The sequence below is a fragment of the Nocardioides albertanoniae genome (assembly GCF_006716315.1).
GTDB lineage: Bacteria > Actinomycetota > Actinomycetes > Propionibacteriales > Nocardioidaceae > Nocardioides > Nocardioides albertanoniae.
Genome location: NZ_VFOV01000001.1, coordinates 3755339 through 3772728 on the forward strand (window position 1 = coordinate 3755339; position 17390 = coordinate 3772728).

The 17390-nt window shown below is 69.4% G+C and carries 19 protein-coding genes; 10 read left to right on the forward strand and 9 right to left on the reverse strand.

Features of this window, described 5'->3' with window-relative positions; genetic code table 11:
- Positions 1-89: 89 nt before the first annotated feature.
- Positions 90-563, forward strand: a complete 474-nt coding sequence (locus tag FB381_RS18025; RefSeq protein ID WP_141781559.1) for a DUF6069 family protein — start codon at positions 90-92, stop codon at positions 561-563.
- A gap of 15 nt (positions 564-578) precedes the next feature.
- Here the strand turns inward: FB381_RS18025 and FB381_RS18030 are convergent, their stop codons facing one another.
- Positions 579-1259: a class I SAM-dependent methyltransferase gene (locus tag FB381_RS18030; RefSeq protein WP_141781560.1), complete on the reverse strand. Its 681-nt coding sequence runs from the start codon at positions 1257-1259 to the stop codon at positions 579-581.
- A 367-nt stretch (positions 1260-1626) separates the two neighbouring features.
- On the opposite strand from FB381_RS18030, the gene FB381_RS18035 reads away from it, so the two are divergent.
- On the forward strand, positions 1627-1821 hold the full coding sequence (locus tag FB381_RS18035; protein WP_141781561.1) for a hypothetical protein: 195 nt from the start codon (positions 1627-1629) through the stop codon (positions 1819-1821).
- Positions 1822-1887: 66 nt separating this feature from the next.
- On the opposite strand, the gene ileS is transcribed toward FB381_RS18035, so the two are convergent.
- The 4 genes from ileS to FB381_RS18055 all read right to left on the reverse strand — a co-directional run bounded on the left by ileS (position 1888) and on the right by FB381_RS18055 (position 7255).
- A complete protein-coding gene (gene ileS / locus FB381_RS18040) occupies positions 1888-5142 on the reverse strand; it encodes an isoleucine--tRNA ligase (protein ID WP_141781562.1) in 3255 nt (1084 codons plus the stop codon).
- Positions 5143-5376: 234 nt separating this feature from the next.
- Complete coding sequence (locus FB381_RS18045; protein ID WP_170225216.1) at positions 5377-5847, reverse strand: GNAT family N-acetyltransferase; 471 nt, start codon at positions 5845-5847, stop codon at positions 5377-5379.
- An 86-nt stretch (positions 5848-5933) separates the two neighbouring features.
- A complete protein-coding gene (locus FB381_RS18050) occupies positions 5934-6680 on the reverse strand; it encodes a DUF559 domain-containing protein (RefSeq protein WP_170225217.1) in 747 nt (248 codons plus the stop codon).
- Between the two features lie 113 nt (positions 6681-6793).
- Entirely contained in the window at positions 6794-7255 is a 462-nt protein-coding gene (locus FB381_RS18055) for a GNAT family N-acetyltransferase (protein ID WP_141781565.1), read from the reverse strand.
- A 35-nt stretch (positions 7256-7290) separates the two neighbouring features.
- Here FB381_RS18055 and FB381_RS18060 point away from each other — a divergent pair, with 35 nt between their 5' ends.
- The 4 genes from FB381_RS18060 to FB381_RS18075 all read left to right on the forward strand — a co-directional run bounded on the left by FB381_RS18060 (position 7291) and on the right by FB381_RS18075 (position 11131).
- On the forward strand, positions 7291-8061 hold the full coding sequence (locus tag FB381_RS18060) for an enoyl-CoA hydratase/isomerase family protein (RefSeq protein WP_141781566.1): 771 nt from the start codon (positions 7291-7293) through the stop codon (positions 8059-8061).
- A 41-nt stretch (positions 8062-8102) separates the two neighbouring features.
- A complete protein-coding gene (locus tag FB381_RS18065; protein ID WP_141781567.1) occupies positions 8103-8666 on the forward strand; it encodes a DinB family protein in 564 nt (187 codons plus the stop codon).
- A gap of 90 nt (positions 8667-8756) precedes the next feature.
- A complete protein-coding gene (locus FB381_RS18070) occupies positions 8757-10937 on the forward strand; it encodes a carbon starvation CstA family protein (RefSeq protein ID WP_141781568.1) in 2181 nt (726 codons plus the stop codon).
- Positions 10934-11131 (forward strand): YbdD/YjiX family protein, encoded by a 198-nt coding sequence (locus FB381_RS18075; RefSeq protein ID WP_246088175.1) that lies wholly within the window; start codon positions 10934-10936, stop codon positions 11129-11131. Before FB381_RS18070 ends, FB381_RS18075 begins: the two co-directional genes overlap by 4 nt.
- Here the strand turns inward: FB381_RS18075 and FB381_RS18080 are convergent.
- On the reverse strand, positions 11128-11418 hold the full coding sequence (locus FB381_RS18080; protein ID WP_246088176.1) for a hypothetical protein: 291 nt from the start codon (positions 11416-11418) through the stop codon (positions 11128-11130). The genes FB381_RS18075 and FB381_RS18080 overlap by 4 nt on opposite strands.
- Positions 11419-11498: 80 nt before the next feature.
- Between FB381_RS18080 and dapD the strand changes: the two genes are divergently transcribed.
- The 3 genes from dapD to FB381_RS18095 all read left to right on the forward strand — a co-directional run bounded on the left by dapD (position 11499) and on the right by FB381_RS18095 (position 14398).
- Positions 11499-12443: a 2,3,4,5-tetrahydropyridine-2,6-dicarboxylate N-succinyltransferase gene (gene dapD / locus FB381_RS18085; protein WP_141781570.1), complete on the forward strand. Its 945-nt coding sequence runs from the start codon at positions 11499-11501 to the stop codon at positions 12441-12443.
- 24 nt (positions 12444-12467) lie between these two features.
- Positions 12468-13316: a hypothetical protein gene (locus tag FB381_RS18090; RefSeq protein ID WP_141781571.1), complete on the forward strand. Its 849-nt coding sequence runs from the start codon at positions 12468-12470 to the stop codon at positions 13314-13316.
- 62 nt (positions 13317-13378) lie between these two features.
- Positions 13379-14398, forward strand: coding sequence for a VldE C-terminal domain-containing protein (locus FB381_RS18095; RefSeq protein ID WP_141781572.1), 1020 nt, complete (start codon positions 13379-13381; stop codon positions 14396-14398).
- A 170-nt stretch (positions 14399-14568) separates the two neighbouring features.
- Here FB381_RS18095 and dapC read toward each other — a convergent pair whose 3' ends face one another.
- Both dapC and fdxA read right to left on the reverse strand, forming a co-directional pair.
- Positions 14569-15675 carry a succinyldiaminopimelate transaminase gene (gene dapC, locus FB381_RS18100; protein WP_141782861.1) on the reverse strand — a complete coding sequence of 369 codons (1107 nt, stop codon included), beginning with the start codon at positions 15673-15675 and terminating at the stop codon, positions 14569-14571.
- Between the two features lie 11 nt (positions 15676-15686).
- Positions 15687-16010, reverse strand: a complete 324-nt coding sequence (gene fdxA / locus FB381_RS18105; RefSeq protein ID WP_141781573.1) for a ferredoxin — start codon at positions 16008-16010, stop codon at positions 15687-15689.
- A 79-nt stretch (positions 16011-16089) separates the two neighbouring features.
- Between fdxA and FB381_RS18110 the strand changes: the two genes are divergently transcribed.
- Complete coding sequence (locus FB381_RS18110; RefSeq protein WP_141781574.1) at positions 16090-16971, forward strand: GNAT family N-acetyltransferase; 882 nt, start codon at positions 16090-16092, stop codon at positions 16969-16971.
- Between the two features lie 9 nt (positions 16972-16980).
- Here FB381_RS18110 and FB381_RS18115 read toward each other — a convergent pair whose 3' ends face one another.
- Positions 16981-17370, reverse strand: coding sequence for a VOC family protein (locus FB381_RS18115; protein WP_141781575.1), 390 nt, complete (start codon positions 17368-17370; stop codon positions 16981-16983).
- Positions 17371-17390 lie beyond the last annotated feature (20 nt).

Sequence of the window (17390 nt, forward strand, 5' to 3'; positions counted from 1 at the left end):
TCTGTCGGATCGGCGTCGGCCCGATCGTGGAGCAGGTGAGAGGCGGCCGTACGCGCCGCGACCACCACCCCGGAACGAGAGGCACGATCATGAGCACCAGCACCTACCCCCAGGCCACGACCGCCACCGACCGCGGCCAGTTTGCAGCCCGGATGCCGGTCTGGCTCGTCAGCGTCACGGCCGTCGTCGTCGGCGCCGTCGTCACCGGCGTCTACGAGGTCGCCGCCCGTGCGACCGGCGTACCGTTCGACGTCGCCTTCCCGGGCAGCGGTGTGGCGCCTGCCGCGATCCCCGCGACCGGCCTCGCCTGGGCCGTCGCCGAGCTCGGCCTGGTCGGCGTCATCCTCGCCGTCTGCCTGGCCCGCTTCGCGAAGCGGCCCCGGTCGACCTGGAAGCGCACCACGTTGACCCTGACCGCGATCTCCTGCATCCCGAGCCTGATCGCCGTCACGGACTCCTACGCCACCAACATCATGCTGGTGGTCTCCCACCTGGTCGCCGCCGCGGTGATCATCCCCACCGTCGCGGCCCGGCTGGCCGAGCGGAACCCCCGCCGCGGCTGAAGCCCCGGCACTCCGTCAGCCCGGTGGCCGGCGAGCGACGATCAGCTCGCCGACACCGGGCATCGGCGTCGTCTCGACCACGAACCCGGCGGCCGTCAGATCTGCGCACAGCGCCGACCATGGATGGGTGCGGTAATACATCACGAACTTCGGCCGCCACACCGCGTTGCGCGCCCGCATCACCAGGTCGAACCCGGAGAGCAGCCAGTAGGCCGGATGCGTTGGCTTCGGCGCACGACCGAGCGGCAGCGCGAAGACCCCGCCCGGCCGCAGCGCCCGGTGGATGCCGTCGAAGAGCGCCGGCCGCTCCTCCGGCAGGAAGTGCCCCAGAGCGCCGAAGCTCACCACCAGGTCGTACGCCGCATCGAACGGCAGCGCGCGAGCATCCGCCCGCACCAGGTCGGCATCCGGATGAGCTTTCCTCGCCTGTGCGAGCATCCCCGCACTGAAGTCGACCCCGGTGGGCGGCGCCGTCGTCAGGTCGGCGAGAAACCCGAGCCCGGCCCCGGTGCCGGTGCACAGATCGAGCCCGCGCTCGAAGCGCCCATGCGTCCCGAGCGCATCAGCGGTCGCCGCCAGGATCTGGTCCGGGGTCCGGAACGGCGTGGCGTCGAACTTCGGCGCCAGCAGGTCATACCCACGCTCGACCGACGACAGCCCCTGGACGGCGAGCTCCCGAAGGGTGGGTCCGTTCATGATCCGACCGTAGCGCCGGCGGACAGGATGAGTACGCGAACTCATGCGGACGCGAGGCCGAGGAAACAAACTGGGAGCATGTCCCCCACTCAGCGAGCCGCGGCATTGGGCTCCTTCTGGACGATCGGTGTCGGCGCGCTGGCCGCTCTACTTGCCCCCTACGAGCCCACGTGGAACGCCCATTCCATTCTTCCGAGGATCCTCATCGCGCCTCTCGTGGACACCGGATGGTCGCTTCTCGTGTGGTCGATAGCCGCGCTGATCACCATCGCCGTCCCGGCGATCGGTGGCAGCGTGTGCGGCGCCGCAGTCGCCTCGCGGGTGTCCGGATCCGGATACGCCGTTCGGTTATCACCTCGGGCTGGACGTGGCGGCCATCCTCTCGGTCGTCGTCGGCTGGTGCGCGGTGATCCTGAGCAAGTTCACGATCTTCGGCCCGGTCTCCACGACCCGCACAGACGCGACGTACGCCTTCCTGGTCTGGACCCTCTACGTCGCGGTCGCCTACACCGTGGCGAGACTGATCCGGCGGCGGCGGGCGCTTACCGCGACCACCGACTGACACCGTCCCGAGCGCGCGTGATGCCGGGAGTGATCCATGGATCGCTCCCGGCATCACACCGCGGTCCTACTCCACCTTGGCCACCGCGAGCTGGGCCTTCTCGCCGTCGCCCAGGTCGACCGGGTTGCCTTCGAGCGAGTCCACCACGTCGTACGTCGCGGCGAGGGTCTCGCGGGCGATGAGGTCGGCGTGGGTGGTGGCGGCCTCACGGACCGTCGCGGAGCCGGCCACCGACAGGGTGATGCGGTCCTCGACGTTGAGGCCGGAGTCCTTGCGGGCCTGCTGCACCGCGCGGACGAGGTCGCGGGCGAGGCCCTCGGCGGCGAGCTCGGGGGTGACGACCGTGTCGAGGACGATGAAACCGCCGGGCAGCATCGTGACCGCGATGTCGTCGGAGGCGGCGCCGGCGACGGTCTCCAGGGTGTACTCCCCCTCGACCAGCGCCAGCCCACCGGCGACGACCTCACCCGACTCGGAGACCGACCAGTCACCGGACTTGGAGCCCTTGATGGCCTTCTGGACCTCCTTGCCCAGGCGCGGGCCGGCGGCACGGGCGTTGACGCTGAGCTTCTGCTCGATGCCGAACGTCTGGGCCTCCTCCGAGTCGGCCGCGAGCAGCCGGACGGACTTGACGTTGACCTCGTCGGCGACGATCTCCTCGAAGCCTTCGATGTCGGCGCCGACCACCGTGAGACCGCCGAGCGGCAGACGGTTGCGGAGCCTGCGGGCCTTACGCAGGGCCGAGGTCGAGGAGCAGACCGCGCGGACGGCGTCCATGCGGGCGACCAGGTCGTCATCGGCGGGAAGGTCCTCGACGACCGGGTAGTCGGTCAGGTGCACCGAGCGGCCGCCGGTCAGACCGCGCCAGATCTCCTCGGTGGTCAGCGGGAGCAGCGGGGCGACCAGGCGAGTGACCGTCTCGAGCACCGTGTAGAGGGTGTCGAAGGCGGCCTTGTCCTCGTTCCAGAACCGCTCGCGGCTGCGCCGGATGTACCAGTTCGTCAGCACGTCGATGAACCGCTGCGTGGCCTCGGTCGCCTCGGCGACGTAGTAGAGGTCCATCGCCGTGGTCATCTCGGCGACGTAGTCGCGCAGCTTGGCCAGGACGTAGCGGTCGAGCGGGTCCGTGGACGCCGTCGAGCCGGTGGTCTCCAGGTTGGCCGCGTTGGCGTAGAGCTGGAAGAAGTACCAGCTGTTCCACAGCGGGATCATCACCTGGCGTACGGAGTCGCGGATGCCCTGCTCGGTGACGACCAGGTTGCCGCCGCGCAGGATCGGGCTCGACATCAGGAACCAGCGCATCGCGTCGGCGCCGTCGCGGTCGAAGACCTCGTTGACGTCGGGGTAGTTGCGCAGGCTCTTCGACATCTTCTGCCCGTCGGAGCCCAGCACGATGCCGTGGCTGATGCAGCTCGAGAACGCGGGGCGGTCGAAGAGCGCGGTGGCCAGGATGTGCAGCGTGTAGAACCAGCCACGGGTCTGGCCGATGTACTCGACGATGAAGTCGCCCGGGAAGTGGTGCTGGAACCACTCCTCGTTCTCGAACGGGACATGGTTCTGCGCGAAGGACATCGAGCCCGAGTCGAACCAGACGTCGAGCACGTCGGAGACCCGCCGCATCATCGACTTGCCCGTCGGGTCGTCCGGGTTGGGGCGGACCAGGTCGTCGACGTACGGGCGGTGCAGGTCGGGGTTGCCCTCGGCGTCCTTCGGCAGGGTGCCGAAGTCGCGCTCGAGCTCGGCGAAGGACCCGTAGACGTCGAGGCGCGGGTAGGCCGGGTCGTCGGACTTCCACACCGGCACCGGCGAGCCCCAGAAGCGGTTGCGGGTGATCGACCAGTCGCGGGCGTTCTCCAGCCACTTGCCGAACTGGCCGTCCTGGATGTGCTCGGGCACCCAGCGGATCTGCTGATTGAGCTCGAGCATCCGGTCCTTGATCTTGGTGACCTCGACGAACCAGCTCGAGACACCCTTGTAGATCAGCGGCTGACGGCAGCGCCAGCAGTGCGGGTAGGAGTGGTTGTAGGACTCGCGGCGCAGCAGGATCGTGCCGGGCGTCACCGATCCGCCCGCCTCGCCGCGGGTGACCGCCTTGAGGTGGTCGATGATCTGCAGGTTGGCGTCGAAGACCTGCACGCCGGCGTAGTCGACGACCGGCGCGGTGAACTTGCCGTCCTTGCCGACCGGCATGACCGCCTCGATGTTCTCGCGGTCGGTCACCTCCTTGTCGACCTCGCCGAACGCACCGGCGGTGTGCACGACCCCGGTGCCGTCGGTGGTCGTGACGGCGTCGTCGGCGGCGACCACGCGGAACGCGTTGGTGTGGCCGGCGTAGTAGGAGAACGGCGGGGTGTAGGTGCGGCCGAGCAGCTCGGAACCCTTGTAACGGCCCAGGATCGTGGGCTCGTCGGCGTCGGCGTACAGCTCCTTCTTGTACGCCTCGAGCCGAGCCTCCGCCAGCAGATAGCGCGCCGTCGTGTCGGTGCCCGGGACCGGGCCCTCGACGACGACGTAGTCGATGTCGGAGCCGACCATGACAGCGAGGTTGGACGGCAGGGTCCACGGCGTGGTGGTCCAGATCAGGATGTGGGCGCCGTCGAGGACCTCGTCCTCACCGGTCGCATCGAGCGCGTAACCGACCGTGACCGCCGGGTCCTGGCGGTCCTTGTAGACGTCGTCGTCCATCCGCAGCTCGTGGTTGGACAGCGGGGTCTCGTCCTGCCAGCAGTAGGGCAGCACGCGGAAGCCCTCGTAGACCAGGCCCTTGTCGTGGAGCGTCTTGAACGCCCAGATCACCGACTCCATGTAGTCGGGGTTGAGGGTCTTGTAGTCGTTGTCGAAGTCGACCCAGCGCGCCTGACGGGTGACGTACTCACGCCAGTCGTCGCTGTATCTCATCACCGACGCGCGGCTGGCCGCGTTGAACTTGTCGATGCCCATCTCGACGATGTCGTCGGTGGTCTTGAGGCCGAGCTGGCGCATCGCCTCGAGCTCGGCGGGCAGGCCGTGGGTGTCCCACCCGAAGCGCCGCTCGACGCGCTTGCCGCGCATCGTCTGGTAGCGCGGCACGATGTCCTTGACGTAGCCGGTCAGCAGGTGGCCGTAGTGCGGCAGGCCGTTGGCGAACGGGGGGCCGTCGTAGAAGACGAACTCGTTCTCGCCGTCCTTGCCGGCGTCGCGGTTGTCGATGCTCGCCTGGAACGTGCCGTCCTTCTTCCAGTAGTCGAGAATCTGGGTCTCGATCTTCGGGAAGCGAGGGCTGGCCGGAACGGTGCCCCCGTTGTGGGCCGAATCGGCTGAGGTGACCTTTGGATAGGCCATCGGCTGCATCTCCTGCTGGGTGGTAGTGGGTTGTTGTCACCACAGGGACGATCCTTCGACCGCGTTACCACCCTGCTTGCCCTCTCGGGCCACTTCGTTACGGCTGTGACGGGCCACTCCCGCCGGGTTCTACTGGGGCCATGCCGAAGCTGGGCCGGTTCTTCCCGGGGCTCGCCGCTGATGACGGCTCGAACGCCTGTGAAGCAGATCGTACGCCGCTCAGCGCCCGCCGCGCTAACCCGATTCGACCTCGCGCCACATCCGCACGTGCGGACCGATCTCCGGGTCGTCCCAACGCTCTCCGATCTCCTGGAAGCCGTGCCGCGCGTAGAAGCGTGCCGCGGTCGTGCGCGCGTTGCACCACACCAGCCCACCGCCATGGGCCGCGACGTGGTCGAGCGCCGCCTTCAGCACCTGCGCCCCCACACCCTGCCCACGCAGGCCGTCGTCGGTCGCCATCCCGCGGATCCGCCACCCCTCACCGGGGTGATCCGGCAGGTCAGGGCATGGTTCCGGAAACAGCCCCACGCACCCGACCACGGCGCCCTCGACATCGCGCGCGGCGTACGTCGCCACTCCCGGGAGGTCATCCCCGACCAGCCTCGCCGCCTCCGGCGGCCCACCGTTGCGCAGCACCTTCGCCCGCAACGGATAGGTCTCCTCGACCGGCACCTGACTGATCACGAACGCGAGCTCCGAAGTCACGCCGCCGACCCTAGCGTGCACACAGTGGTTACGGATGTGACAGCTGAGGCACCACATCAGTCACATCGGTAACGACCGTGTGCACTTCATGCGGGCATCGAGCGAACCCGATCTGCGACAGCACCCTCGAGCACCTCCCGCACCACCTCGGGATGCAGCATCACGTCCTCCCAGGTGAAACGCAGCACGATCCAGCCTGCCGCGACGAACCGGTTGTAACGCCCGGCGTCCTCCACCAACGCCCGACGAGTTCCGTGGAACTCGAACGAGTCTGCTTCGACGATGATCCGAAGCCGTCGATCGGCCAGATCGACACGGCCGAGGAAGTCCGGCTCGGCGATCCGAACCTGAGGCTCGACGTCGAGCCCGTCAACCTGGAGCGCGATCACGCGCAGACAGCTCTCGAATGCGTTCGCGGCGCCCCCGTGCGCCAGGTGCGCGACTCTCCGTACGTTGCCGGCGCCGGGCCCGAGAGTGCGTTCAGCCGCAGCGACGAGCTCGTCCCGCTCGACCCCGAGGCGTAGTGCCGAGTCCGCGACGCACAGCGCCTCGTCGAAAGGCAGCCTGCGCAGGCAGTCCAGCGCCGTCCTGAGCTTCGTCGTCACAGGCCCCTCGATATCGCAGGGCGGGATGTCGAGACGACGGACGACCACACCTTGCGCGCGCTTGCGGCGAACTCGGCGGGTCTTCGGAATCGATACCTCCGGGCGCGACGGGACGTGCTTCAGAGACCATCCCCACAGGAGCGCCGCGCTCAGACCCGACACCACCCCGCGCAGTCTCTCGGCAGCCTCCACCGCAGCGCGTGCCACCGCCTTCTCGTCGTCGTTCACGTCTGGGTCATACCCAGACCTGCGAGTTTCAAACCGAATGCACACAGTCGTTACGGATGTGACGCCTGAGGCACCACATCCGTCACATCCGTAACGACTGTGTACGTTGGCCGTCAGACCTCACGCAGCAAGCGGACGTTCGACCCGAACTCTGGGTCCGTCCACGGCATGCCGACCTGCCAAAAACCGGCGCGGACGATGAGCGCGACCCCAGCCGGAGTGGCGTTGCACCAGACGAGGCCGGGCCCCTGGGCTGCCGCGTGCTGGATAGCCGCGGTCAGCACGGCTGTCCCGACTCCGCGGCCGCGCCACGACTCAGCTGTGGCCAAGCGCCTGAGGCGCCAGCCGAACCCCGCGTGTCCCGGCCTGTCCGGGCAGAGCTCGGGGAAGAGGCCGACGCACCCGATCACGACGCCATCGGTGTCGCGGGCAGCGAAGGTGGCCACATCGGGATGGTCATCGCCCGCCACCTTGGCGACGACCGGAGCCGCCCCACCGTGCAACACCTCCGCGCGCAGCGCGTAGGTCTCGGACGCCGGCGCGCGAGCCACTGTGAACGCAGTCGACGAGGCCACGCCCCGACCCTAGCGGCACCTGGCAGGATGCGCGCATGAGCTTGATTCGCTACGAGTGCACCGACGGCTGTGCGCGCATCACGATGACCAACCCGGAGCGGGGCAACGTGTTCTCGCCCGAGGCCGGGGACGAGCTGCGGGAGGCGATCCTGCGGGCGAAGGCGGACGCGGCGCGGGTGATCGTGCTGGCCGCGGAGGGGAAGTACTTCTCCGTCGGAGGTGACCTGGCCGGGTTCGCGGCCGTCGACGACATGGAGCCGTACCTCCTCGACCTCGCCGAGGGCGTCAACCGCATCGTCACCGAGCTGGTGCGCTGCGACGCTGTCGTGATCAGTGCGGTGCAGGGCACCGCTGCCGGTGTCGGGTTCCCGCTGGCCGCGGCGGCCGACATCGTCGTCGCCTCGGAGAAGGCGAAGTTCAGCCTCGCCTACGCCAAGGTCGGGCTCTCGCCCGACGGCGGTGGCTCCCTCCTCGTGCACACCCTCGGTCTGCATCGGGTGCTCCGGCTGACCCTGCTCGGTGACATGCTCTCGGCGAGCGAGGCGCTCGATGCCGGCCTGGTCGCCCGCGTCGTACCTGCCGACGGGCTCGAGGCTGCCGTCGACGAGGTCGTCGCGAACCTCCTCTCCGGCTCCCCCGAAGCGCTGGCCCGCACCAAGCACCTCGTCCGCGGCGTCGCCGACCCCAACCCCGAGTCGGCCCTACGCCGCGAGGCCCAGTCGATCTCCGCGCTCGGCGGCTCGGCGTCCGGCCGCGAGGGCATCAACGCGTTCCTGGAGAAGCGGGCGCCCAGCTTCGGCGCCTGAAATAACTGGCGGGGGGCCGCCGTCTCCATCAAGGTGACCACATGAGCGACGATCAGCGACAGGTCGGGTACGACGGCATCTGGCTTCCCGAGGGCGAGGATCCACGCCACCAGGACGAGCAGGCCGTCGGTGAGCTGGCGACCTACCGGGACTACCTGAGCCACTACCGGCTCACCCTCGAGCTGAAGTGCCAGGACCTCGGCCCGGAGGACCTGGCGAAGCAGAGCGTCCCGCCGAGCGACATGAGCCTGCTCGGGTTGGTCCGGCACATGGCACGGGTCGAGCACAGCTGGTTCCAGAGGGTGCTGCAGGAGAACCTCGAGCTCCCACGCCTCGATGAGGACGACCCCACCGGCGGATTCCACAAGGTGGAGCCCAGCCAGGAGTCGGTCGACGAGGCGTTCGCGAGCTGGCGCGAACAGATCGCCGGCGCCGAGGAGTGGCTCGACTCGATCGACGACTCGGTGCTCGGCGACATGCGCGACCTCCGCGGTGACCAGACCACCGTCCGCGACATCCTGGTCCACATGGTCGAGGAGTACGCCCGGCACGCGGGCCACGCCGACCTGCTGCGCGAGACCATCGACGGGCGTACCGGACAGTAGCCCCACCGCCCGGCGAAGCCGGGTTTCCTGAGACTAGGCTGAGACGGCGGTCACAACGACCGCTTACCCGCGCTGAACCCGAGGGAGACCATGTCGACGTCGACCGCCCACCCCACATCCTCCGGACCACGGTCCGGCCCCAACCTCAAGTCCATCCTCATCTGGACCGTCGTCGCCGTCGTCGGCGCGGTCTGCTGGGCCGTGCTCGCCCTGTCCCGCGGCGAAGACGTCTCGGCGCTGTGGATCCTGTTCGCCGCGCTGTCGTCCTACGCCATCGCCTACCGGTTCTACTCCAAGTTCATCGCCAAGAAGGTGCTGGAGGTCGATGACAGCCGAGCGACGCCGGCCGAGCGGCTGCAGAACGGGCGTGACTACGACGTCACCGACCGACGGGTGCTCTTCGGCCACCACTTCGCCGCGATCGCCGGCGCGGGCCCGCTGGTCGGTCCGGTGCTGGCCGCTCAGATGGGCTACCTGCCCGGCACGATCTGGATCATCGTCGGCGTCATCTTCGCCGGTGCGGTGCAGGACATGGTGGTGCTCTTCATCTCGATGCGCCGCGACGGCAAGTCGCTGGGCCAGATGGTGCGCGAGGAGATCGGCACGGTCGCCGGCATCGCCGCGCTGATCGCCGTCTTCGCGATCATGATCATCATCTTGGCCGTGCTGGCCCTCGTGGTCGTCAACTCGCTGGCCGAGTCGCCGTGGGGCGTCTTCTCGATCGGTCTCACCATCCCGATCGCGCTCTTCATGGGCTTCTATCTGCGCTACCTGCGCCCCGGCCGGGTGCTCGAGGTGACCGCCATCGGCGTCGTGCTCCTGCTGGCCGCGATCGCCGGCGGCAACTGGGTCGACCAGATGGGGCTCGCCGACGCGCTGACCCTGGAGAAGGAGACGCTGGTCATCGCCCTGGCGATCTACGGCTTCGTCGCCTCGATCCTGCCGGTGTGGATGCTGCTCACCCCGCGTGACTACCTCTCGACGTTCATGAAGGTCGGCGTCATCGTCCTGCTGGCGTTCGGCATGATCCTGGCCGCTCCGGTGCTGGCCAACCCTGCGGTCTCCGAGTTCGCCACCAACGGCGAGGGCCCGGCGTTCACGGGCAAGCTCTTCCCGTTCGTCTTCATCACGATCGCCTGTGGCGCACTCTCCGGATTCCACGCCCTCATCGCCTCCGGCACAACCCCGAAGATGGTCGCGAAGGAGTCCCACGTACGCATGATCGGCTACGGCGGCATGCTGATGGAGTCGTTCGTCGCGATCTCCGCCCTCATCGCCGCCTCGGTGATCGACCAGGGCATCTACTTCTCGATGAACGCAGCCGCCGGCGCCACCGGGGGCACGCCGGAGACGGCCGCCGCCTTCGTCAACGGTCTCGGCTTCTCGCTCACCCCGGCCGACCTCGAGGCCGCCGCAGCCAGCGTGGAGGAGACGATCATCTCCCGCACCGGCGGGGCCCCGACCCTGGCGTTCGGGATGTCGTTGATCTTCAGCGACGCGTTCGGCGGCGGGCTGGCCGCTTTCTGGTATCACTTCGCGATCATGTTCGAGGCGCTGTTCATCCTCACCGCCGTCGACGCCGGCACCCGGGTCGGTCGCTTCATGCTGCAGGACACGATCGGCAACATCTGGCCTCGTTACGCCGACGTCTCCTGGCGCCCGGCCACCTGGTCGGCCTCGGCGCTGGTGGTGCTGGCATGGGCCTACATGCTCTGGATCGGTGTCGGCGACCCGCTCGGCGGGATCAACCAGCTCTTCCCGCTCTTCGGCATCGCCAACCAGCTGCTCGCCGCCATCGCGCTCACCCTCGCCACCGCGCTGATGATCAAGCACGGCAAGCTGAAGTGGGCCTGGGTGCCCGGCATCCCTCTCGCCTGGGACCTGATCGTCACCATGGCAGCGTCCTGGCAGAAGGTCTTCAGCGGTGACCCGGCGATCGGCTACTTCGCGCAGGCCTCGGCCGCGCGCGAGGCGAAGGCGTCCGGCGAGCTCTACGGCCTCGCCAAGACACCCGCCGACGTCGACCAGATCATCTACAACTCCACCCAGTCCGGCATCCTGCAGGCGGCCTTCGCCGTGCTCGTGATCGTCGTCGTGGCCGGCGCCGCCGTCACCGTCGTCAAGACGCTGCGCGCCGGCGGCTCGCTGCCGACCACCGAGGTGCCCAAGGTGGAGTCGAAGCTCGTCGCACCCGCCGACTTCTTCGCCACCAAGGAGGAGAAGGAAGCCGTACGCGAGTGGGAGGCCTCCCAGAAGACGCCGGTCTCATGAGCGTGATCGCCGATCGACTCTCAGGTCGTCTCTCCGGCGCCTGGCGGCTGCTCCGCCAGGCGACCGGGGAGGCGAAGTGGGACGACTACGTGGCTCGGTGCGAGCGCGAGGGCGTCGAGCCGATGAGCCGGCGTGCGTTCGAACGGCACCGGGCCGACGAGAAGGAGCACAACCCGCAGGCGCGCTGCTGCTAGCGGGGGTTGTCGTCGGCGAAGGCGGCGTCGAGCCAGGCGTAGACCTGCGAGTCACCTCGGGTGACGAGCAGCACGACCTGCTTCTCGGCGTCGCTGACCGGTTTTCCGTTGATCCATCTGCGGACGATGTCGGAGGCGGCGCGGCGTACGACCTCTACGCCTTTGGCCATCGCCCACTCGGGGGCGGCGTGGCCCTTGCTGGAGGCTACGCCGGGCACCTCCAGGGTCCAGGTGCCGTCGTCGGCCTGGAGGAGCTGGGGCATCGGGGGCGCGCTCTTCTTGCTCACCCCTGAATGGTCGCACGTCTGCCGGCCCGATACCGACTGCCGATATGGGCCGCCCAGGCTCGGCCATTAGACTGCGGCGCGTGACGAATGCAGCCTGGGGCTTCGGCCTCGTGACGTACGCCGCCGAGACCGAGCCCGACCACGGAACCGTCCTCGACGTGTGGTTTCCCGCGCCGCAGCTGGGCGAGGCGCCCGCCGACGCGACCGCACCGGCCGAGCTGACCGCTCTGGAGGGCACCGACGAGGTGCGCCGGGTCACCAAGAAGGTGACGCTCATCGCGGTCAAGGACATCGACAGCGCCCCGGAGACGACCGAGGATGTCTGGCTGCGTCTCCACCTGCTCTCCCACCGGCTCGTGCAGCCCCACGGGCAGAACCTCGAGGGCATCTTCGGGCTGCTCACCAACGTGGTGTGGACCAGCGCCGGCCCCTGTGCGGTCGAGGGCTTCGAGCTCACCCGCGCGCGCCTGAAGGCCGCGGGCGAGCACGTGACCGTCTACGGCGTCGACAAGTTCCCGCGGATGGTCGACTACGTCGTGCCGAGCGGCGTGCGCATCGGCGACGCCGACCGGGTGCGCCTCGGCGCCCACCTGGCCGAGGGCACCACCGTGATGCACGAGGGCTTCGTGAACTTCAACGCCGGCACGCTCGGCGCCTCCATGGTCGAGGGCCGCATCTCCGGCGGTGTCGTCGTCGGTGACGGCTCCGACGTCGGCGGCGGTGCCTCGATCATGGGCACCCTCTCCGGTGGCGGCAAGGCCGTCATCTCCATCGGCCGTCGCTGCCTGCTGGGCGCCAACTCCGGTCTCGGCATCTCGCTCGGCGACGACGCCGTGGTCGAGGCCGGCTGCTACGTGACGTTCGGGACGAAGGTGACGCTCCCCGACGGCACCGTGAAGAAGGCGGGCGAGCTCTCCGGCGCCTCCAACGTCTGCTTCCGCCGCAACTCGGTGAGCGGCGCGATCGAGGTCGTCCCGTGGAAGAGCGAGGGCATCGAGCTCAACGCAGCCCTCCACGCCAACTAGCTCGCACCGAAGCAGAGTGCTGACTTGAAGAAGCTCGTCACCACCTTGGTGGTGCTCACCGTGATCGCCGGCGGTATCTACTGGGTCGTGCAGGCCGCGACGGACAAGCTCGACTCGATCCTGCCCGACCTGCAGCAGTGCACGGCGATCGCCGGTGAGTACGAGGCGCGGTTCGACCCCGAGCAGATGGGCAACGCCGCCGTGATCACCGCGCTCGGGCTCAAGCGTGGCCTGCCGGCGCGGGCGGCGACGATCGCGATCGCGACCGCGATCCAGGAGTCGAAGCTCTACAACATCAGCCACGGCGACCGCGACTCGCTCGGGCTCTTCCAGCAGCGCCCCTCGATGGGCTGGGGCACCGAGGAGCAGGTGCAGGACCCCGTCTACTCCACCAACAAGTTCTACGACGCCCTGGTGAAGATCGACGGCTACGAAGACATGGTGATCACCGAGGCCGCGCAGAAGGTGCAGCGCTCGGCCTACCCCGAGGCGTACGCCGACCACGAGGGCGAGGGCCGCGCGATCGCCTCGGCGATCAGCGGCTACTCCCCCGCCGCGATGACCTGCCGCATCGACGAACCCGCCGCGGGGGCGGGCAAGCCGCGCGCGACCAAGACCGAGGTCAACCAGCTGCTCGGCGCGATGGTCGGTCGGGCGCGGGTGAAGGACTCCACCGTCGTGATCCCCGTCAACGCCGGCGAGCGCGGCAAGCGCGGCGGCTGGACGGCGGCCCACTACGTGCTGGCCAGGGCCAGCGAGTTCGGCGCCACCTCGATCGCCTACGACGGCCGCACCTGGTCGGCGGGCAAGGAAGAGAAGTGGGCCGAGACCCCCGAGGTCACCGGTGAGCGGATCGTCGTCACCCTGGCCTGATGTGGCTCTGCCCGATGTGGCTGGCCTGATATGGCTTGGCCCGATACGTGAGGATTGGTGCCATGAGCGCGAAGCCGGGGACCCCGCCGGGCCCACCGACCAGCCCTCCCCCGGGCGCGCCACCCGCGAGCGGACGCCCTCAGGGGCCGCGGCTGCCCGACCCCGCGCGTGACGCGCTGCGCAAGGCGGCGGGAGAGGCCCAGCGACGCCTCCGGCCCGCACGCAAGCATCTCATCGTGCTCGGCATCGTGATCGCCGTCGCGCTGGTCTTCGCCGGGCTGCGGCTGCTCGGACTCGGCATCGGCGGCTCCACCAGGGCATGCACCGTGACCTCGGCGGACGAGACCTACGACCTCTCCTCCGCCCAGGCCGAGCACGCCTCCGCGATCGCCGCCCAGGCCGTACGCCGCGGCCTCCCCGCCCGCGCGGCATCCGTCGTGATGACCGTCGAGCTCGCGGACCACGACCTCGACCGATCCCCCGGCGAGGCGGCCGGCCTCTACGACAAGCTCTCCGGCGTCTCCGACTATCGACGGCAGTCCGTGCCGGGCGTGGCCCAGCAGATCAGCGACGGCGACCGCAGCGACTACCGCGACGCCGAGCCGCAGGCGCGGGCGCTGGCCTCGGCGCTGACCGGCAACACCCCCGAGGCGTTCTCCTGCGTGCTCCGAGGCGGAGCCGACGAGGCTTCCGGCAAGCTCAGCCCCGCCGGACTCACCGAACGGGCCGAGACGGTGCGCGGCGCCGTACGCAAGGCCTACGGGAAGCTGCCCGAAGGCGGCTATCAGCCCGGCGGGGTCACCACCGGCCACATCCCGGGCTCGGCCCACTACGAGGGCCGCGCGATCGACTACTTCTTCCGCCCGATCAACGCCCGCAACAACATCAAGGGCTGGTCGCTGGCGCAGTATCTCGTCGCCAACGCCGACCGCCTCGACATCGCGACCGTCATCTACGACGACCGCATCTGGACCAAGCTGCGCTCCGGCTCCGGCTGGCGCGACTACGACGTCCCCGACCGCGGCGGCGACCAGGCCATCCTCGAGCACCGCGACCACGTGCACGTCGACGTCGCCGACTGACCCACTCCAGCGAGAAGTCACCCCAGCCGGCCGAGAAGTCACCCCTGCAGGCCGAGAAGTCACTCGCGCAGGCCGACAAGTCAGCGAGTGACCTCTCGACCTGCAGAGCCGACGCCTCGGCCTGCAGGCGTGACTCTTCGGCCTGCAGGAGTGACCTCTAGGCGAGAGGGTTATTCGGTGAGGCGGGCCACGGCGGCGGCGATGCGCTCGTCGGTGGCGGTGAAGGCGATGCGTACGTGGTTGCTGCCGGCGCGGCCGTAGAAAGAACCGGGGGCGGCGAGGATGCCGCGGTCGGCGAGCCAGTCGACGGTGTCCCAGCAGTCCTCGTCGCCGCGTGTCGACCAGAGGTAGAGGGAGGCCTCGGAATGGTCGATGCGGAAGCCAGCCGACTCCAGGGCAGCCTTGAGCTTCGTGCGACGGGCGGCGTAGCGGGCGTGCTGCTCCTTGGCGTGCTGGTCGTCGCCGAGCGCGGTGATCATCGCGACCTGCTGCGGGCCGGGCATCATCAGACCGAGGTTCTTGCGCACCGCGAGGAGCTCGCCGAGCACCGAGGCGTCACCGGCGACGAAGGCCTCGCGGTAGCCCGCGAGGTTGGACCGCTTCGAGAGCGAGTGGACGGCGAGAAGCCCGTCGAACGAACCACCACACACGTCGGGGTGCAGGATCGAGACCGGCGAGGCCTCCCAGGCGCACTCGATGTAGCACTCGTCGGAGATCAGCAGCGTGCCGCGCTCGCGCGCCCACTCGACGGTCTTGCGCAGGTGCTCGACCGGCAGCACTCGGCCGCTGGGATTGGAGGGCGAGTTGATCCACAGGATGCGCGGCGCCTTCGGCCCCAGCGCCACCAGCGAGTCGGTGGCGACGGTGTCGGCGCCGACGAGGGCAGCCGAGACCTCGTAGGTCGGGTAGGCGAGCTCCGGGTAGGCGACCAGGTCACCCTGGCCGACGCCGAGATGCAGCGGCAGCGATCCGATCAGCTCCTTGGAGCCGATCACCGGCAGCACGTTGTCGAGCCCCAGACCCGTGACCCCATGGTTGCGCGCGAGCCAGTCGATCGCGGCCTGGCGCAGCGCCGGGGTGCCGATCGTGGTCGGATAGCCGGGCGAGTCGGTGGCCTCGGCCAACGCCTTCTGCACGACCGCAGGGGTCGGGTCGACCGGGGTGCCGACGGAGAGGTCGACCAGCCCACCGGCGTACGCGGACGCCTTGTCCTTGAACGGAGCCAGCTTGTCCCACGGGAAGTCGGGCAGCCGCTGGGAGACCTTCGCGCGTGGCAGAGCCACGGCTTTCAGTCCTGGTTCTGCGGGGGCAGCGCGGCGATGATCGGGTGGTCCTTGTCGATCTCACCCATGCGAGCAGCACCACCGGGCGAGCCGAGGTCGTCGAAGAACTTGACGTTGGCGTCGTAGTACTCCTTCCACTCCTCGGGGGTGTCGTCCTCGTAGAAGATCGCCTCGGGCGGGCAGACCGGCTCGCAGGCACCGCAGTCGACGCACTCGTCGGGGTGGATGTAGAGCATCCGCTTGCCCTCGTAGATGCAGTCGACGGGACATTCGTCGACGCATGCCTTGTCCTTCACGTCAACACAGGGCTGGGCGATGACGTACGTCATTCGGGGCTCCTCCAAGCGGGGTTTCACTAAAGTCAGAGGGGCACTGCTGGCCCTTCGAGGAACAGCCTAGTATCCCCCCGTGCCTGCTCACCTTCTGGGACCACATGTCGTCGGCAAGCGGATCGTCGTCCGCCGCCTGGTCACCGGCGAGTCCGGACCGACCGGCGGACCCGCCTTCACCGACATCCTCGGCACCTGCCTGGCCTGGGCGGACGGCACCGCGGTCATCGAGCGCGAGTCGGGCGAACGGGTCAGCGTGCCCGTCTCGGAGATCGTCTCCGGCAAACCGGTGCCGCCGCGGCCCAACGTACGTCTGCGGATCGGTGTGCGGGAGGCCGAGCTGCTCAGCGCCGCGATCTTCCCGGGCACGACTTCGGAGCCGTTAGGCGAATGGACGCTCTTCGACCACGAGGTCTCGGTGCGCCGGCGGCCCAACTCGGCCCTGGCGATCGGTGACCCGGGGGTCGGGCTGGACGAGGCTATCGACCGCGTCGAGACGTTCTACCGCAGCCGCCACAAGCGGCCGCGGGCCAAGGTCGAGGTCGGCTCGGCGGTCGAGGACGCCCTCGTCTCCCGCGGCTGGCACGAGGACGTGACCGTCGAGTTCCGGCTCGCCGGGATCGCGGCGGCCCGGCGCCTGCTGCCGCCGCCCGTCGAGGATGCCGAGCTCGAGATCAACGGCTCCCAGGCACTGTTCACCTTCGGCGACACCGCTCGGATCATGGGCACGATCGAGCGCGACTGGCTCGCGATCCACGACCTCGAGGTCGCCGAGCCGCACCGCCGCCAGGGCGTGGCCACGAAGGCGGTTGCCACGTTGCTGGAGTGGGGTGCCGAGCAGGGAGCCCGCGCTGCCTGGCTGCACGTGGAGACCACCAACGACGCCGGCCTGGCGCTCTACGAAGGTCTCGGTTTCGCCGAGCACCACCGCTGCCGCTACTACGCCTCACCGACCCCGTAGCGGCCGGCGCTACCCCGACAGCAGATCCCACAGGTTCCCGAACGGGTCGCGGAAGACCTGCAGGGTTCCGTACGCCTCCTCGCGCACCGGCCCGACCAGCTCGACGCCGGCGCTGACGAGCCTCTCGTACGCCGCGTCGAAGTCGGCGACGCGGAGGAAGAACGTCACCCGGCCACCGGTCTGGTCGCCCACCCTGGCGGCCTGGTCGGCGCCGTCGGCCCGGGCGAGCAGGAAGCCGGTGCCACCGCTGGGCGGGCGTACGACCACCCAGCGCTTCGGACGCCCGTCGTTCGTGGTCGCCGGGGTGTCCTCGACGACCCTGAACCCGAGCACGTCGCGGAAGAACACCACCGCCTCGTCGTAGTCGGGCACGACGATCGTGACCAGGTCCAGGTGCATGGGTGGACGGTAGTCGCCCA

Bases quoted from the DNA above. Each gene is read 5' to 3' on its own strand.
- fdxA (WP_141781573.1), bottom strand. From the start codon at position 16,010: ATGACGTACGTCATCGCCCAGCCCTGTGTTGACGTGAAGGACAAGGCA.
- FB381_RS18025 (WP_141781559.1), top strand. From the start codon at position 90: ATGAGCACCAGCACCTACCCCCAGGCCACGACCGCCACCGACCGCGGC.
- FB381_RS18095 (WP_141781572.1), top strand. From the start codon at position 13,379: ATGAGCGCGAAGCCGGGGACCCCGCCGGGCCCACCGACCAGCCCTCCC.
- FB381_RS18070 (WP_141781568.1), top strand. From the start codon at position 8,757: ATGTCGACGTCGACCGCCCACCCCACATCCTCCGGACCACGGTCCGGC.
- ileS (WP_141781562.1), bottom strand. From the start codon at position 5,142: ATGGCCTATCCAAAGGTCACCTCAGCCGATTCGGCCCACAACGGGGGC.
- FB381_RS18030 (WP_141781560.1), bottom strand. From the start codon at position 1,259: ATGAACGGACCCACCCTTCGGGAGCTCGCCGTCCAGGGGCTGTCGTCG.
- FB381_RS18115 (WP_141781575.1), bottom strand. From the start codon at position 17,370: ATGCACCTGGACCTGGTCACGATCGTCGTGCCCGACTACGACGAGGCG.
- FB381_RS18060 (WP_141781566.1), top strand. From the start codon at position 7,291: ATGAGCTTGATTCGCTACGAGTGCACCGACGGCTGTGCGCGCATCACG.
- FB381_RS18075 (WP_246088175.1), top strand. From the start codon at position 10,934: ATGAGCGTGATCGCCGATCGACTCTCAGGTCGTCTCTCCGGCGCCTGG.
- FB381_RS18065 (WP_141781567.1), top strand. From the start codon at position 8,103: ATGAGCGACGATCAGCGACAGGTCGGGTACGACGGCATCTGGCTTCCC.